Annotated in this window: 13 protein-coding genes; 7 read left to right on the forward strand and 6 right to left on the reverse strand. The window is 68.8% G+C overall.

What is annotated here, in order from left to right; genetic code table 11:
• Window positions 1-16 precede the first annotated feature (16 nt).
• The 3 genes from ABV606_RS06330 to ABV606_RS06340 all read left to right on the forward strand — a co-directional run bounded on the left by ABV606_RS06330 (window position 17) and on the right by ABV606_RS06340 (window position 5,095).
• Window positions 17-1,732 carry an amidohydrolase gene (locus ABV606_RS06330; RefSeq protein WP_353987100.1) on the forward strand — a complete coding sequence of 572 codons (1,716 nt, stop codon included), beginning with the start codon at window positions 17-19 and terminating at the stop codon, window positions 1,730-1,732.
• Window positions 1,729-3,441: a thiamine pyrophosphate-binding protein gene (locus ABV606_RS06335; RefSeq protein ID WP_353987101.1), complete on the forward strand. Its 1,713-nt coding sequence runs from the start codon at window positions 1,729-1,731 to the stop codon at window positions 3,439-3,441. The genes ABV606_RS06330 and ABV606_RS06335 overlap by 4 nt, the downstream gene beginning before the upstream one ends.
• Window positions 3,442-3,529: 88 nt before the next feature.
• Window positions 3,530-5,095: an amidohydrolase gene (locus ABV606_RS06340; protein ID WP_353987102.1), complete on the forward strand. Its 1,566-nt coding sequence runs from the start codon at window positions 3,530-3,532 to the stop codon at window positions 5,093-5,095.
• 21 nt (window positions 5,096-5,116) lie between these two features.
• Here ABV606_RS06340 and ABV606_RS06345 read toward each other — a convergent pair whose 3' ends face one another.
• Window positions 5,117-5,326 (reverse strand): hypothetical protein, encoded by a 210-nt coding sequence (locus ABV606_RS06345; protein ID WP_353987103.1) that lies wholly within the window; start codon window positions 5,324-5,326, stop codon window positions 5,117-5,119.
• Between the two features lie 827 nt (window positions 5,327-6,153).
• On the opposite strand from ABV606_RS06345, the gene ABV606_RS06350 reads away from it, so the two are divergent.
• Entirely contained in the window at window positions 6,154-6,669 is a 516-nt protein-coding gene (locus ABV606_RS06350; protein WP_353987104.1) for a COG4315 family predicted lipoprotein, read from the forward strand.
• Between the two features lie 77 nt (window positions 6,670-6,746).
• Here ABV606_RS06350 and ABV606_RS06355 read toward each other — a convergent pair whose 3' ends face one another.
• Both ABV606_RS06355 and ABV606_RS06360 read right to left on the reverse strand, forming a co-directional pair.
• Entirely contained in the window at window positions 6,747-7,544 is a 798-nt protein-coding gene (locus tag ABV606_RS06355; protein ID WP_353987105.1) for an ABC transporter permease subunit, read from the reverse strand.
• Window positions 7,541-8,641 (reverse strand): ABC transporter ATP-binding protein, encoded by a 1,101-nt coding sequence (locus ABV606_RS06360; protein ID WP_353987106.1) that lies wholly within the window; start codon window positions 8,639-8,641, stop codon window positions 7,541-7,543. The genes ABV606_RS06355 and ABV606_RS06360 overlap by 4 nt, the downstream gene beginning before the upstream one ends.
• 144 nt (window positions 8,642-8,785) lie before the next feature.
• Between ABV606_RS06360 and ABV606_RS06365 the strand changes: the two genes are divergently transcribed.
• Both ABV606_RS06365 and ABV606_RS06370 read left to right on the forward strand, forming a co-directional pair.
• Complete coding sequence (locus tag ABV606_RS06365) at window positions 8,786-9,769, forward strand: ABC transporter substrate-binding protein (protein WP_353987107.1); 984 nt, start codon at window positions 8,786-8,788, stop codon at window positions 9,767-9,769.
• Window positions 9,759-11,177, forward strand: coding sequence for a M20 family metallopeptidase (locus tag ABV606_RS06370; RefSeq protein ID WP_353987108.1), 1,419 nt, complete (start codon window positions 9,759-9,761; stop codon window positions 11,175-11,177). The genes ABV606_RS06365 and ABV606_RS06370 overlap by 11 nt, the downstream gene beginning before the upstream one ends.
• Before the next feature lie 420 nt (window positions 11,178-11,597).
• On the opposite strand, the gene ABV606_RS06375 is transcribed toward ABV606_RS06370, so the two are convergent.
• From ABV606_RS06375 to ABV606_RS06385, 3 genes are read right to left on the reverse strand one after another with little or no spacing between them, the layout of a single operon-like run.
• On the reverse strand, window positions 11,598-12,359 hold the full coding sequence (locus tag ABV606_RS06375) for an ATP-binding cassette domain-containing protein (protein ID WP_281488969.1): 762 nt from the start codon (window positions 12,357-12,359) through the stop codon (window positions 11,598-11,600).
• Between the two features lie 53 nt (window positions 12,360-12,412).
• Window positions 12,413-13,441, reverse strand: coding sequence for an ABC transporter permease (locus tag ABV606_RS06380; RefSeq protein ID WP_281488970.1), 1,029 nt, complete (start codon window positions 13,439-13,441; stop codon window positions 12,413-12,415).
• A 51-nt stretch (window positions 13,442-13,492) separates the two neighbouring features.
• Window positions 13,493-14,509 (reverse strand): ABC transporter substrate-binding protein, encoded by a 1,017-nt coding sequence (locus ABV606_RS06385; protein ID WP_353987109.1) that lies wholly within the window; start codon window positions 14,507-14,509, stop codon window positions 13,493-13,495.
• Window positions 14,510-14,794: 285 nt separating this feature from the next.
• On the opposite strand from ABV606_RS06385, the gene ABV606_RS06390 reads away from it, so the two are divergent.
• A complete protein-coding gene (locus tag ABV606_RS06390; RefSeq protein WP_281488972.1) occupies window positions 14,795-16,048 on the forward strand; it encodes a zinc-dependent alcohol dehydrogenase in 1,254 nt (417 codons plus the stop codon).
• The last annotated feature ends 54 nt before the right edge of the window (window positions 16,049-16,102 follow it).

Here is a 16,102-nt window from a genome sequence, read left to right on the forward strand (position 1 = left end):
CTTTCCGAGGAGCACCATGCGCAAACTCGCCACGTTCGAGCGTCCGCTCGACGCGCTCGTCCCCCAGATCGTCACCGCCGCCCGCATCCACGTGCTCGACGATGCCGACACCGCCGTCACCGCCATGCTCATCATCGACGGACGCATCGCCGCGACCGGCACCGTCGATGAGTGCCGCGCCCGCGCGAGCGAGTTCTCATCGGCCACGCCGGTGGAGCACGATCTCGGCGACGCAGTCGTCGTGCCGGGCTTCATCGACGCGCACGCCCACCCGCTCATGCTCGGTCAGATGATGAGCTGGGTCGACTGCGGACCCGAGAAGGCCGCCAGCATTCCTGAGATCGTCGCCCTTCTGAAGGCGGCCGCCGAGCGCACGCCCGCCGGACTGCCCGTGCGCGGCTACGGCTACGAGCAGCGCAACCTGGCCGAGCGCCGTCACCCCACTCGCTTCGAGCTCGACGAGGTCGCCACCGACCGCGAGGTGTACCTCATGAACGCCTCCGGACACGGCGGCGTTGTGAACAGCTACACCTTCGAGCTCCACGGCGTGACGCGCGACACCCCGAACCCTCAGGGCGGCGAGTTCTTCCGCGACGCCGAGGGCGAGCTCACGGGCGAGTTGTCGGATGCCGCGTGCAACATCCTCACCGGCGTCTCCGGCGTGAAGATCGGCCACCACGGCCCGAACTTCCACCTCGCAGACGCCCCCGAGGAGCACGTGCGCCAGTTGCTCGCGGCACAGGAGAACTTCTTGCAGGGCGGCGTGACCGCCGTCGGCGACTGCCAGGTCACCAAGCGCGAGTTCGACACCTACCTGCGCGCCGCCGAGCAGGGCGGCCTCTCGGTGCGGATCGCGATGTACGCGCTGTCGCACCTGCTCGATGAGGTGACCGAGCTCGGCATGAACGGCCAGTTCGGCAACAACACCTTGAGCTTCGCCGGCATCAAGTTCTACGCCGATGGCACGCTCGGTGGCTGGACCGCCTACTTCCCCGACGGCTATGTCGGTGACCCCTGCCGTACCGGTCAGCTCTACCACGACCCGGCCAACTACAAGGGCCTCATCGCCAAGGCGCACGCCGCAGGACTGCAGACCGCGACCCACGCGCAGTCGCCCACCGCCCTCGAGATGGTGATCGACGCGATCGAGTCGGCGCAGGCCGAGACGCCGCGAGCCGACGCGCGCCACCGCATCGAGCACTGCGGCCTGCCGACGCCCGAGCAGATCGAGCGCATGGCGGCCGCCGGCATCCGCCCGGTGAACCAGCCGCAGCACTACTACAACTGGGGCGAGGGCGTCGAGCAGGCGATCGGCACGCCTGGTGAGCGCTTCAACCCGCTCGGCGAGTTCGTGCGCGCCGGCGTTCCCGTGACCATCAGCTCGGACGCGCCCGTCGCCGACCCTCGCCCGCTCGAGGCGATCCAGGCGGCCGTCACCCGCATCACGCGTCGCGGCCACAAGCTCGGACCGGACGACCTCGCGATCGACCGTCGCGTCGCACTCCGCGCCCACACGATCGACGCCGCGCGCACGATCGGCCGTGAAGACGACCTGGGCAGCCTCGAGATCGGCAAGCGCGCCGACTTCGCGGTGCTCGGCGCCGACCTCTTCGAGGTGGAAGCCGAGAGCATCGCGCAGATCGAGGTGCGCGAGACGTGGGTCGACGGTGTGCGCCGCCACGCCGTCGGCGCTGACGCGACGGCGTCGACCCTCGAGTCGGTGACAGCATGACCGACCTCTCTCAGAGTGTCGCCGACGTGAGCGCCGCAGAGCGCGAGGCCGCAGAGGCGGCAGGCGTCTCGACGAAGAATGCCGGTCTGGCCGTGCTCACGGCGCTGCGCAACTACGGTGTCGACACGGTGTTCGGCATCCCCGGCACCCACAACCTCGAGTTCTACCGCCACCTGCGGCGACTCGGCATCCATGCCGTGACCTCGCGTCATGAGCAGGGAGCGGGTTACGGGGCTGACGGGTGGGCGCAGCAGCGCGGGTTGCCCGGTGTGGTCATCACGACCTCGGGTCCGGGCCTGCTCAACGCGCTGTCGGCCGCCGGCACCGCGTACTGCGAGTCGCGGCCGTTCATCCTGCTCTCACCCGGCGTGCCCGAGGGGGAGGAGTTCGCCGACATCGGTGCCCTGCACGAGACGAAGGACGCCACAGGCGCGGTCGGCTCGATCGTCGAGTGGAGCCGCCGGGTCACCTCGGCCGAGGAAGCCGTGCAGAGCGTGCACGACGCGTTCGAGCTGTTCCGCACCGGGCGCCCCCGTCCCGTGCACATCGAGATCCCGCTCAACGTGCTCGAGAGCGAGGCCTCGATCGATGAGTCGCTGCTCGCAGCGCGCCCGCATCCGGGGCACCGCGAAGCGGACGCTGACCGTCTTGCGGCCGCCGCGCGCTTGCTCGCCGGAGCGGAACGACCCGCGATCATCGCCGGTGGCGGAGCGACGAGCGTCAGTCGCGAGCTCACAGCGCTTGCGGAACTGCTCGGCGCGCCGGTCGCCACCACGCTCAACGGCAAGGCGGCTGTGTCGGAGCATCACCCGCTCTCACTGCGTGCCGAGCTTCGCCTGGCTGCGGTGCGAGACGTGATCAACGCCTCCGACGTGCTGCTCGTCGTCGGCTCGAAGCTCGGCGAGGCAGAGCTCTGGGGCGGCGTGATCGACCCGGCCGGCAAGGTCATCCGTGTCGACGTGCTCGAGACGCAGCTCGACAAGAACCTGCGGGTCGACGTGGGCCTTCAGGGTCACGCGGAGGCCGTCGTGCCGGCGCTGCTCGAGGCGTTGCGAGGAACGGATGCCGCGGCATCCGACCCCGCTGCATCTTCAACCCGCGAGGCGAAGCCGACGTGGGCCGACATCGAGTCGGTGCGCGCCGCGAGCGAGGTCGAGGCCCGCTCGTACGCACCGCTCGCCATGGCGGCCGCGGTCGACATCGCCTCGGCGATCGATCCCGACGCCATCGTCGCCGGCGACTCGTCGCAGATCACCTACATGGGCATGGCCAGTGCCATGCTGCAGCAGCGCCCGCACTCCTTCCTCTACACCGCCGCCTACGCGACACTCGGCTACGGCCTGCCAGCCGCCATCGGCGCACGGGTCGGCGCGCCGGAGTCGCGAGACGTGGTGTGCGTCGTCGGCGATGGCGCGCTCATGTTCGCGGTGCAGGAGTTCGCGACCGCGATCGAGCAGGGACTCAATCTCACCGTCGTGTGCGTCAACAACGGCGGGTACGCCGAGATCAAGCAGAACGAGCTCGATCGCGGCATCAGCCCCATCGGCGTCGATCTCGCCCAGCCCGACTGGGCGGCGCTCGCCGAGGCGTTCGGCGGCACCGGACTGCGAGTCACCGACCGATCGCGCACGGCTGAGACGGTGCGCGAGGCGATCGCGCGCCCGGGTCTCACGCTCGTGCACATCCCGCTCGGCATCTACGCCGAGTGACCATCCACGCCGAGTGACCGCCGGGGAGCGCTGCTCGACCGCGGCGCTCCCGGCATCCGACCCGATCAACTCATTCGAGGAAGCACCAATGACCGAAATCCTGAACACCGAGGCGAAGGCGACCGCTGAGCGCTGGGTCGAGGAGAACCTGCCGAGGCTCTCGGAGTGGCACACGCACATCTGGCGGCTGGCTGAGCCCGCGTGGCGCGAATATCAGTCGGCGGAGTGGTACGTCGAGCGGCTGCGCGCCGAGGGGTTCGAGGTCGAGGCGGGGTCGGCGGGCATGCCCACCGCCTTCGCCGCCGAGTGGTCGAACGGTGACGGTCCGACGCTGCTCACCTACGCCGAGTACGACGCGGTGCCGGCCAACAGCCAGGAGGCTTCGACCGAGCGCAAGCCCATCGAGGGTGTGAGCGAGCACGCGCCGGGGCACACCGACCCGCACTCGGTGCTCGGCATCTCGACGCTCGCCGGTCTGCTTGCGACGAAGCACGCCATGGAGCAGCACGGCATCACCGGCACGCTGAAGTACACGGGCGAGCCGGCCGAGAAGATGCACGGCTCGAAGGTCGTGCACGGGCTGCGCGGCTACTACGACAACGTCGACGCCATCGTCAGCTTCCACCCCTTCTACATGCTGCCGCTGTGCAACACCGCGCGCTGGGACACCCAGTGCGGCGCGTACTACAGCAAGGTGTACACCTTCATCTGCGACGAGCCCGAGACGTGGCAGCTCTCGGCGAACCCCAACTCGCCGATCCCGGCCTCGCACTCGGCGGCGCGCGCCCCGGGCGCGAACGTGGCGCTCATGCAGATGTACACCGCATCCCGCGTGATGCACGACGCCATGCTGCCGAGCGTCGGCGGATGGAGCCTCTCGGACGCCATCTTGACCGACGGCCAGGCGACGGCTGACAACCTGCCCGCGCGCACCGCGCGCATCCAGTACTCGTGGCGTACGCCGAACATCGAGATGGCGGAGCATGTGCTCGCGGTGCTCGACCGCAATGCCGAGCACGCGGCGGCGATGGCGCACGCCCGCATCGAGGAGACCTGGATCGCGCGCAGCCGTCCGGGCCGCACCAACCACGTCATGGCCGAGGTGCTGTTCTCGAACCTCGAGCGGGTCGGGGCGCCGCAGTACGGCGATGAGGCGATCAGCATCGCGCAGGAGATCCAGCGGAACCTCGGCATCGAGCCGATGGAGAAGCCGTTCCTCACCGAGACGGAGCAGCTCATCACCCCGCAGGAAGCCGAGCGGTTGCTGCGCGAGGAGATGCCCGCGTGGCAGCGCAACTGGACGAGCGACGACTACGTGGAGATGACGCACTACGCGCCGACCGTGCGCTTCTACGTGTCGCGCCCGGCGCTCAAGCCGGCACCGGGCCGGGGCGCCTACCCCGCGTGGGTCATGAATGCACTCGGCGGCATCCCTGAGACGATCGACCCGACCATCGATGTGACGGGAAAGACGATCGCGGGCACCTTTATCGACCTGCTGACGAAGCCTGAGCTGGTCTCGGCGGCGAAGGAGGAGTTCGACCGCCGCGTGGCCGAGGAGCCCATGCCCGCGCTGCTCGACCCGTCGTTCGAGCCGCCGATCGACCTGCCCTGGCCCGACTACCGCCACGACGGCGACAAGCGCGTCTGGTGACCTCGGTCACGGGCACCTCGATCACGTCGCGCCTGTGGCGTCGGTCACTTCGCGTCTGGTGACCTCGGTCGCCTCGCGTCTGGTGACCTCGGTCGCCTCGCGTCTGGCAACCTGGGTCGCCTCGATCACCCGCGGCTGACGCGTGCGGATGCCGGGGCTCGGCGACTTCGGGCCCCGGCATCCCGCGGCATCCGCTTCTGCGAGGCTTTGCTGCACCTGCGCGGGTCGCATCCCTCGCGCCTGCACCAAACCCTCGCGCGGGCGTGTGTGGGCCTGGGTGCTTGTGCGTCTGCGGACTGGGCGGGAGCGTGTGCGCGTGGCGCGAGCCGGCCAGCCACCGGGCGCGTGCGAACCCGAGCCGTTCTGCAGCTGTTCCCGCGAGGGTTCGCTGCACCTGCGCGGGTTGAATCCCTCGCGACTGCACGAAACCCTCGCGCGGGCGCGGGCGCGGGCGCGGGCGCGGGCGTGGGTGTGCGAGCGGCCGGGGACGCGGGTGCACGTGGGCGTGTGTGCTTGCGCGTCTGCGGACTCGGCGCGAACGTGTGCCGGCGCGAGCGTGTGCGCCAGCGCGGGCTCGGCGCACCAGGCGAGCGGTCGCACCAGCCGGCGTCCGGTCCTGCGAGGGTTTGCTGCATGTGCGCGGGTTGAATCCCTCGCGACTGCACGAAACCCTCGCGTGTGCGTGTGCGTGTGCGTGTGCGTGTGCGTGTGCGTGTGCGTGAGCGTGAGCGCGAGCGTGCGCCTGCTTGTGCGCGTGGCGCGAGCCGGCCAGCCACCGGGAGCGTGCGAACCCGAGCCGCCCGGCATCCGTTCCTGCGAGGGTTTGCTGCATGTGCCCGGGTTGAATCCCTCGCGCCTGCACGGAACCCTCGCGCGGGTGCGGCCGCGGGTGTGGTCGCGGGTATGGCGCGGGGTTGGCGCGCTGGGCGCAAGCCACGCGGCTCCGGCATCCGCGCACTGACTGGGAGATCCCTGCGCTTGTGTGGCTGATGCTTCCGCAGCGGGCCATCGTGGACTGGAGTCGCTCGGTGTCGCGTCGTGCGAGGAGGAGGTCTGCCATGAAGCTCAGAGTCGCCGCCGGTGCGGTCGTAATCGCGTCGATACTCGCCCTGACCGGATGCGGGGGCATCGGCGAGCCGGGCAATGACATGACCGCGCCCACCGGAACGCCCTCACCGCAGGACACGAACCGAAACTACGAGTCGGTCGACCGCGAGCCCATCACCGAGTTGAAGACGACCGACTCGTCGCATGGCGAGGTCGTCGTCGACAACAACGGCATGGTGGTCTACATGACCGACCTCGACGAGGCGGGCAGCAGCGACAGCAACTGCGACGACAAGTGCCTCGTCGAATGGATCCCCGTGCCGGAAGGCGACACCCCTCCTGAGCTGAATGGTGTGAGCGGAGAACTCGGCACGATCGAGTCGAACGCCGACGTGACGCAGGTCACGCTCAACGGCATGCCGCTCTACTACTACGTGCGCGACACGCAGCCCGGCGACACCGCTGGCCAGGGCAACGCCGGGGTCTGGTGGCTGGTCGGTCCCGACGGCGAGAAGGTCAAGGGCTGAGCGAAGCCGGAGGGCAGACGCTTCGGCTCTCCCGGGGCGATGGGGCGCGCATCAGCCGAGCGCATCAGCCGAGCACATCAGCCGAGCACATCGCGCCGTCGGAGCGCGACCGCCGTGACGGCGACGAGAGCCGCGCTGATGCCCCAGAGGAGTGCAAGGCGAGGCCAGGCGAACCCCTCTGCGAGGGGAGCGCTCTCGAACGCCCATGAGTACGGCGAAGCGTTCCGCAGCCAATCGAGCCGCTCGGACTGGTTGGCGATGGCGTTCAGCGCATACCCGTAGACCGCGATGGCAGCACCGGCCGCGGTCGCGAACGCACGCCTGCCGGTCAGCGCCCCGACCGCCAGCGCCGCCGTGGCGCCGATGAGCGTCAGCCCCATGAGCGAGACGGATGCCGCGAGCACCCCCTCCGCATCGAGCCCTAGCTCTGCGGACCCGTTGAGGGCCCAGACCATCACGCCCGCGACCGTGACGAGCGCTGCGAGCTTCACCACCAGCGTGAGCGCCGATTCCAGTGCGTACTGGGTCCTGCCGACCCCGTGCGCCAGGTCGAGTTCGAGCCGCCCCGACTCCTCCGCTCCGGCGATCGCCGCGCCGCCCCAGGAGATCGACGCGATGCTCAGCAAGAGGAACCCCATGAGCCCGTAGAAGGTCGCCTGCGCATAGCCCGCGCCCGTGCCGATCGAGGCATAACCGAGGGCGTTGACCAGGCCCTGCGGCAGCCCCTCGATGATCTGCGCCAGCTGCCCGTTGCCACCGATGTCGGGGTAGAGCGGCAGGTACAGCGCGAGCACCGCGACGATTGCGATGGCCCATGCGATCAGCGGGCGCCAGCTGTCAGCGAGCGACCGGCGGAAGACAGGAAGGGCCGTCACTGGGGGTCCCCTTCGGTGTCGCCCGACCGCCTCGGCCTCGCATGGCCGTCGCCGTCGTGCCTCTGCCGGCGAATGAAACGAGAACCGGTGCCGAGAGAAGTCTCCTGACCCTGCCGGCCCTCGTCGCCGTACAGGCTCAGCACGCTCTCCTCCAGGTCGGGCTCCTCCACCGTCAGGTCGACCACCAGATGCCGCGCGAGCGCCTTGATCACCGGGTCGACGGGTCCATCGATCGTCGCTGCGACCCGCACAGGGTCACGCGCTTCGCCGCCTGGCGTCAAGGTGAGGTCGCGCAGTTCGGAGATCGATCCGAGCGTCGCTCCGACAGCATCCGCAGTGGTGCCGGCGATCGTCGCCCGCAGTCTGCGGATGCTGGCGAGCCGGAGCGATTCGACATCGCCCTCCGCGACGATTCTGCCGGCGCTGAGCACCGCCACCCGGTCAGCGGCCTGCTGGATCTCACTGAGCACGTGGGAGCTGAGCAGCAACGTCTGTCCGCGGTCGCGCGCCTCCCGCACGAGGTCGATGAACTCGCGCTGCATCAACGGGTCGAGGCCTCCGGTCGGCTCGTCGAGCACAATCAGTTCGGGTTCATGCATGAACGCCTGGACGATACCGAGCTTCTGGCGGTTCCCCTTCGAGAGTGCGCGAACCGGGCGGTCGAGGTCGAGGTCGAACCGCTCGGCCAGCGCATCGATCGCACCGGGAGCGACCGGGCCGCTGATGCGCGCGAAGTGATCGAGCAGAGCGCGGCCGCGCATGCGGGTCGAGAGCCGGAGGTCGCCGGGAAGGTAGCCGATGCGCCGACGGAGGGCAGGCCCGCCTCGACGCGGATCGACACCCAGCACGCGCATCGTTCCCGAACTCGGCCGGATGATGTCGACGAGCATTCGGAGCGTGGTGGTCTTCCCTGCACCGTTCGGGCCGATGAGCCCGTAGACGGTGCCGCGCTCGACAGAGAAGCGGATGCCGCGCACCGCCTCGTGCGGGCCGTAGTGCTTCGTGAGGCCGTGCACCTCGATGGCGCGCCCGCGCGAGGCGCTTCCGGCATCCGGGTCGACGTCTCGCTGCTGACCCGCGGAGAGGCGGTCTGCCATGGCTGCAGCGTATTCCCGCCAGAGCGTCGCGACAATTGATATCGATCTCAAGTTGTCGGACAATAAAGGTGGAGTGTCGGGCAGACACGGACGGCGCGGCCGATCCGTGCGGCGTTCCATCCGTCGACGACGATAAGGATGCAAGTGCGATCAACGAAGATGTTCATTGCGGCGCTCGGTGCCACGGCGCTCGCGCTCACCGGTTGCGCCTCGGGCGCCAATGACGCTGCAGACGGTGACGGGGGAGGCGACATCACCGTCGCGTTCATCCCTGGCATCGCCTCGGACCCGTTCTTCCGTGCGATGGAGATCGCGGCCAAGGACGAGGCTGAGAAGCTCGGCATCACGCTGATCTGGCAGGGCGCCTCCGACCAGTACTCGCCGCAGACTCAGCTGCCCTTCGTCGACGCTGCGCTCGCCCAGGACATCGATGCGCTCGTGCTGGTGCCAACGGATGCTGACGCGCTGCAGCCGAGCGTGACCAAGGCCGAGTCGATGGGCATCCCGGTGATCACGGTTGACACGACGGTCAGTGATCAGAGCACGCTTGTCTCGCACATCACAGGGGACAACAAGGACGGCGGCGAGCGGGCGGCCGCCGAGATGAACGAGCAGATCGGCGGCAAGGGCACAGTGCTCGTCATCTCTGCCTCGCCGACGAACACCACGGGCACGCAGCGTGTCGCAGGCTTCGAAGAGACGATGAAGGCGGAGTACAGCGGCATCGAGCTTCTGCCGGTGCAGTTCGCGTACAGCCAGCCGTCCGAGGCGACCACCATCCTCAACACCACGCTGCTCGAGCACCCCGACCTCGCTGGCGTATTCGCCGTCGATGGCACATCGTGCACGGGCGCGATCGCCGCCCTCAACAACTCGAACAAGGTGGGCGAGGTCTCGCTCATCTGCTACGACGCGTACTCGAGTCAGGTCGCTGAACTGGAAGAGGGCTCGGTGTCGGCCTTGATCGCACAGGACCCGGCGCAAGAGGCACGGCTCGCGCTGCAGTACGCGTACGCGAAGATCACCGGCGAGGGCGAAGACCAGATCGAGAAGTCGGTCGTGATCGAGAACGTCGTGATGAACCGTCAGAATCTCGCCGAGACCCGCAAGTACACCTATGCCGAGTGAGGTTCGGGCAGCGGATGCCGGGGGCGCGCGCGACGGCGCCCCTGGCATCCGGGCCGGTTCTACTGCGCCGTCTTCCACTGCGCCGTCGCCGGCTTCCACTGCGCCGTCGCGGCTGGAGCTGGCCGTCGATGCCCTCATCGACGAGCACGCCGCCGACGCCGAGCAGCTGCTGACCGAACTGGTTGCCGTGCCGAGCGTCAACCCCAAGCAGCCTGGTGTCAACGGCGACCAGTACGCGGGAGGAGAGACCCGCGCCAACGAGCTGCTGGCCGAGTGGCTCGGCCGCACAGGGATGGAGACGCACTGGGTCGAGCAGGAGGCGGGCCGCGCGAACCTCGTCGCGATCCGCCGCGGCGGGGGAGGCGGGCGCTCGCTCGCGCTGAACGGCCACATCGACACGGTTGCTCCACAGCAGGGCCGCTTCGCGGACCCGTTCAAGGCGGAGCGGATCGGACGCACCCTGTTCGGCCTCGGCGCGACCGACATGAAGGCCGGGCACGCGGCGATGTGGCTTGCCCTGCAGGCGATCGAACGCGCCGGGGCGACCCTGGCCGGTGATGTGCACGTGCACTCGGTCGTCGGCGAAGAGACGATGAGCCACGAAGCCGGCACGACCGCGGTGCTGAACGCGGGATACCGCACGGATGCCGCCCTCATCCCGGAGCCGACATCGTCACCGTCGGCGCTGTTCAACCTCTCGAACACCGCGCCCGGCAACTACCTGTTCTCGGTCACCGTGCGTGGCAAGTCGACCCACTGGGCATCGCGGAACCTCGCGATCCGTGCGGGCGGCGGGGGAGACGAAGTCGGCGTCAATGCGATCGACAAGGCGGTGTACATCTACAACGCCATGCGGCAACTCGAAGAGCAGTGGGCGTTCACGAAGAAGCATCCGCAGTTCGCGCCGGGATCGTTCATCATCCACCCCGGTGTGCTGCACGCTGATATCGGAGTCGCAGCCGCGCCCTACTTCCCCGACCGGGCACGGTTCGACTACCTGCTGTCGTTCCCGCCGGGCGAGACGTCGGAGCAGATCCGCGCCGAGGTCGAGGCCCACCTCAACGGGGCCGCCGCGCTCGATCCGTGGCTGCGACAGCATCCGCTCGAGTTCGAATGGATCGATACCTGGCCGCCCGCATACACCGACCCGCAGTCGGAGTTCGCGCGGGTCGCGCTGGAGGCACGCAACGAGACGGTCGCTGCGCTTGGCGTTGAGGCGCTGGCGGCGCCAGTGCCGGCCGGCGCGCAATCGGATGCCTCGTTCTACGAGGCTCAGGGCATCCCGGCCATCGTGTGCGGACCCGGCGACCTGCTGGTCGCTCACGCGGCCGACGAAGCCGTGAATCTCGACATGATTCCAATGGCGGCGAAGATGATGGCCCGCGTCGCACTGCGCTGGTGCGCCTGACGTAGGGCTCTCGCCCAACGAGGCGCGGCGCGTTCCTTTCGAAGGAGTCGCGGCCGCGCCTCTTTGCCGTTCGCCCGCGCTCTCGAGGCTGACGCTGGGCACACAGGGCGATCTCGGCCCCGGTTGTTCACGCCCGGCCAGAGCTGCAACACCCGCCGGAGTGGGCAAGTCGCTCCCGCGCTGGCAAGTCTCTCCCGCGCTGGGGAGTCTCTCGCGCGCTGGCAAGTCTCTCGCGCGCTGGGAAGTCTCTCCACACGCGCTCTCCGGCGCGCCGGGCTCTGCTGGAAGGTGTCCCCGGCGGGGCCAAGGCTCTGCGCCGCTGGCGGTTCGCGCCACTGGGTACTGTCAGCGGCCCGCGGCCCGCGGCCCGCGGCGCCGGCGCGGGAATACTGCAGGGGACGCGGATGCCGCGCGTGCCGATCAGCCGGCGAGCTGGTCGAGTCCGGTGATCGACTTCACGAGGCTGTCGGGCGTGAACGTGCTGGTCGGTGCGTCCGCGGCGATGCGGCCGAGCCGCATGACCACGATGCGGTCGGTGACTTCGAGCACGTGCGGGAGCGTGTGCGAGATGAAGATGACCGCCAGGCCTTTCTCGCGCGCCTGCTTGATCACCTCGAGCACTTCAGCCGACTGACGGGCACCGAGGTGGTTCGTCGGCTCGTCGAGGATGATGACCTTGTTCGCCCACGCCACCGCGCGGCCGATGCCCACCGCCTGGCGCTGACCGCCCGACAGCTTCGCCACCGATCGCGATGACGAGGGCACCGCGATGCCGACCTTCTCGAGCTCGAGGCGCGCGGCCTCGTCCATGCGCTTGTTGGCGAGGAATCCGAGCTTGCCCCAGAAGCCGGGCGCGAGCAGCTCGCGGCCGAGGTAGAGATTCGCGCTCACCGTGAGGTCGGGGGCCAGGCTCGAGTCCTGGTACAGCGTCTCAATGCCTCCCTCGAGGGCATCGTGGGGCGAGTCCCACTCGACGCGCTCGCCGTCGAGGAGCAGCTCGCCGGCATCCGGCTTATGGGCTCCTGAGAGCACCTTCACGAGCGTCGACTTTCCGGCACCGTTGTCGCCGACGAGGCCCACGACCTCGCCCGCGGAGACCTGGAAGTCGACGTTGTCGAGGGCGACCACGTTCCCGTACTTCTTCGTGATGCCGCGTGCTTGGTAGACCGGCTGCGTGTTCATGTGCTTCCTTGCTTCGTCTGTGCTGCTGGTGCGAGTCGCGACTTCGAACGCGGTCAGTTGCGGTTGCGGCCGATGGACTGCACGGCGACCGCGAACGCGATGAGCGCGCCCACCACGATCTGCTGAGCGTTGGGCTCGACCCCGATGAGGATCAGGCCGCTTAGCACGCTGGCGGTGATGAGGGCGCCGAGCATGACGCCGGTCACTCGTCCGACACCGCCCATGAGGCTGATGCCGCCGATCACGGCTGCCGCGATCGACTGCAGCTCACCACCACGACCCGATGCCGGCGAGCCGGAGCCGAGCCTGAAGTACACGAACAGTCCGGCGATCGCGGCGAGCAGGCCCGTGAGCGCGTACACCTTCATGAGGTGCTTGTTCACGTTGATGCCCGCAACCCGCGCTGCGAAACCGTTCGAACCGATCGCGTAGGTCCACCGTCCGAATCGCGTGCGTGACAGTGCGAGCCAGGCGATGATGAGCGCGACGAACACCACGATGAGCGGAATGGTGATGATGTCGAAGAACCGCGTGTTGCCGATGAGCACGACCTCGCGCGGTGCGCCGGCGATCTGCACCCCGCCGGTGACCACGAGCGTCGTGCCCATGCACGCGCCCATGGTCGCCAGCGTTGCGATGAACGGCGCCAGTTTCACCCGGGTGATGAGCAGCCCGTTGATGATGCCGACGAGCACGCCGACGGCGAGGGCGGTTGCGACGCCGACGGTGATGCTCAGCATCGGATCCATGCCGCTCTCGGTGGTCGCCCGGATCGCCAACGCGGCCGACACACCGGAGAGCCCCAGCACGGCACCGACCGAGAGGTCGATGCCGCCGGTGATGATGACGAAGGTCTGCCCGATCGCCATGAGCATCACCGGACCGAAGTCCTGAAGGATGTTCCCGAACGCCGCTGTCGAGAAATATCTCGGGTTGATGAGCGAGAAGATCAGCACCATGACGGCGAACACTGCGAGCAGCAGCGTCTCCTGCCTGGTGGCGATCTCCTTCCAGCGCTCGCCGCGCGAGGTCTGGATGGGACTCGTCTGCAGCGGCATCCGTGACTCTTTGAGGTCGGTCATGGGGCTCCTCGGTGGTGCGACTTCAGTGGTGCCAGTGGTGCAGCGCCAGGGCTACTTCTCGGCGTAGGTGTACTTGCGGGTCTCGCCGAGGTTGTCGGCGGTCATGACGACGTTCGGGATGACGACGAGCTTCTCGATGTCGCTCTCGCGACCCTCGATGGCGGCGACCGCGGCGCGCAGGGCGATGCGGGCCTCCTCAGCCGGGTCTTGAGCGATGAGCGCGCTGTAGATCCCCTGCTCGAGCTCCTCGACCTGGTTCGAGTACGCGTCGTACCCGATCAGCGCGACCTCGCCGATCAGGTTGCTGTTGCGCAGGGCGGCCACGGCGCCCACGCCGCTGTTGCCCTCTGCAGCGAAGATGCCCTTGATGTCGGGGTTGTTGAGCAGCGCGGCATTGACCTTCGTGGTCGCCTCAGACGGCTGGCTGTACGCGTAGTCGACGCCCACGAGCTCGACGTCGGGGAAGTTCTCCTCGATCTCCTTGGTGAAGCCCTCGACGCGCTGGCTGTCGGTCGTGATCGTGGGCGAACCGGAGATGACGAACACCTTGCCCGAGCCGCCGATCAGCTCGGCCATGGTCTGTGCCGCCTTGCGCCCGCCGTCCTCGTTGTCGCCCGTGACGTGTGCCGTGAGCTCGCTCTGGTCGGTCACGGTGGTGTCGACCGTGATGACGGGGACACCCTGCGCGACGGCCTTCGTGACGCTGGTCAACAGGGCATCGCCATCGGTGGGGGCCATGATCAGCGCGTCGATGTCCTGGGCGAGCACACCGTCGACGAACGGCAGTTGAGTCTGCGGCGAATAGTCGCTCGCACTGCCCTGGTAGATCAACTCGATGCCGAGCTTCTTCGCCTCTTCCTGCGCGGCGAGCTCCATCGCGACGAAGAACGGGTCGGAGGAGATGCCCGGGATGAAGGCGATGCGGTAGTTCTTGTCGGCGTTGTCGCCGTCGCCGTTCTGGCCGTCGGTGCCCGTGCCGCCGTTGTTCGCGCAGCCGCTCAGGGCCAGCGTGCCGGCCGCCGCCACGGCGGCGAGGGTCCACAAGCGCTTGCTGAATCGTCGGTTCATGTTGAGCTCCTTTGCTCGAAACGCGTCGGGTCACCCGCGGGACGCGTCACTGCCTGCTGTGCTTGCTGTGTCGCCCGGTGCCGGAACGACGCCGTGCTTGGTTGAGAACGATATCAGTCGCTGCTCATCTGACCAACCAGACCTCCGCACCGCGGCACATTCGCCGGGCGAAGCGGCTCGGTCATAGGGCGCACGGCGGCCAACTGCATCCGCGGCCGGGTGGGCTCGAAGGGCCCGGAGGGTCATCGTGGGGACAGGCGGAACCAGCCACCGGAAGGAGCGCCGATGCGCGCGGTCACCTGGCAGGGGAACGAGAAGATGTCGGTCGAGACCGTTCCCGATCCGTCGCTGCGTGCGCCGACCGACGCGATCATCCGCGTGACGTCGACCGCGATCTGCGGCTCGGACCTCCACCTGTACTCGGTGCTCGGCACGTTCATGGAGCGCGGCGACATCGTCGGGCACGAGGCCATGGGGATCGTCGAGGAGGTCGGCAGTGGGGTGAGGAAGCTCAAACGCGGCGATCGGGTGGTGATTCCGTTCGTCGTCGCCTGCGGCGAGTGCTGGATGTGCCGTCGTGGTCTGCAGTCGCAATGCGAGACGACCCAGGTGCACGCGCACGACACCGGCGCGACGCTGTTCGGCTACAGCAAGCTGTATGGCCAGCTCGCCGGTGGCCAGGCGCAGTACCTGCGGGTCCCATTGGCGGATGCCGGGGCGATCGTTGTGCCCGATGACGGCCGCCCCGACGAGCGCTATCTCTTCATGTCCGACGTCTTGCCGACCGCCTGGCAGGCCGTCGACTACGCCGGCGTCGAGGCAGGATCCACTGTGGTCGTGCTGGGCCTCGGTCCAATCGGTCAGATGTCCGCGCGCATCGCGAAGTACCGCGGGGCGCGGACGGTGCTCGCGATCGATCTTGTGCCAGAGCGCTTGGCCCTCGCCGAGCGCCACGGCATCGAGACGCTGAACCGGGCGGATGTCGCAGACCTTGCCGACGTGGTGCGCGACCGCATCGATGGGCGCGGCCCCGACGCGGTCATCGACGCCGTCGGCATGGAGGCGCACGGCAACCCGATCGTCGGGGCCGTGCACAAGGTGACCTCGTGGCTGCCGGATGCCGTGGCGGAGCCGATGCTGCTGAAGGCCGGCGTCGACCGGCTGCGAGCCCTGCATGACGCCATCGGGATCGTTCGAAGGGGCGGCACGATCTCGATCTCCGGCGTGTACGGCGGGATGGCCGACCCCATGCCGATGCTGCAGATCTTCGATAAGCAGCTCACGATTCGCGCCGGTCAGGCGAACGTGCACCGGTGGATCTCCGACATCCACCCGGTCGTGGCCGACCCGGGAGACCCGCTCGGGGTGCTCGATCTCGCGAGCCATCGGCTGTCGCTCGACGATGCTCCGATGGCGTACGAGAAGTTCCAGAAGAAGCAGGACGGATTCATCAAGGTCGTGCTCGACCCGTGGCAGGCACCGCCAGCAAGCAGCGGGGCGAGCGAGCGGGCGGCCGAGTTCGCTCGGCCGGTCCAGTAGGGTTCCCACGATCGGGTGCGCGACAGGCGCGCCCGCGCTGGCGTCAGCGACGAC

This window comes from Ruicaihuangia caeni, from assembly GCF_040536845.1.
In the GTDB taxonomy this organism is placed as follows: domain Bacteria; phylum Actinomycetota; class Actinomycetes; order Actinomycetales; family Microbacteriaceae; genus Ruicaihuangia; species Ruicaihuangia caeni.

Excerpts from the sequence above, each read along its gene's own strand:
- ABV606_RS06370 (WP_353987108.1), top strand. The coding sequence starts at position 9,759 with ATGCCGAGTGAGGTTCGGGCAGCGGATGCCGGGGGCGCGCGCGACGGC.
- ABV606_RS06335 (WP_353987101.1), top strand. The coding sequence starts at position 1,729 with ATGACCGACCTCTCTCAGAGTGTCGCCGACGTGAGCGCCGCAGAGCGC.
- ABV606_RS06340 (WP_353987102.1), top strand. The coding sequence starts at position 3,530 with ATGACCGAAATCCTGAACACCGAGGCGAAGGCGACCGCTGAGCGCTGG.
- ABV606_RS06360 (WP_353987106.1), bottom strand. The coding sequence starts at position 8,641 with ATGGCAGACCGCCTCTCCGCGGGTCAGCAGCGAGACGTCGACCCGGAT.
- ABV606_RS06375 (WP_281488969.1), bottom strand. The coding sequence starts at position 12,359 with ATGAACACGCAGCCGGTCTACCAAGCACGCGGCATCACGAAGAAGTAC.
- ABV606_RS06345 (WP_353987103.1), bottom strand. The coding sequence starts at position 5,326 with ATGCGACCCGCGCAGGTGCAGCAAAGCCTCGCAGAAGCGGATGCCGCG.
- ABV606_RS06380 (WP_281488970.1), bottom strand. The coding sequence starts at position 13,441 with ATGACCGACCTCAAAGAGTCACGGATGCCGCTGCAGACGAGTCCCATC.
- ABV606_RS06390 (WP_281488972.1), top strand. The coding sequence starts at position 14,795 with ATGCGCGCGGTCACCTGGCAGGGGAACGAGAAGATGTCGGTCGAGACC.
- ABV606_RS06385 (WP_353987109.1), bottom strand. The coding sequence starts at position 14,509 with ATGAACCGACGATTCAGCAAGCGCTTGTGGACCCTCGCCGCCGTGGCG.
- ABV606_RS06330 (WP_353987100.1), top strand. The coding sequence starts at position 17 with ATGCGCAAACTCGCCACGTTCGAGCGTCCGCTCGACGCGCTCGTCCCC.
- ABV606_RS06350 (WP_353987104.1), top strand. The coding sequence starts at position 6,154 with ATGAAGCTCAGAGTCGCCGCCGGTGCGGTCGTAATCGCGTCGATACTC.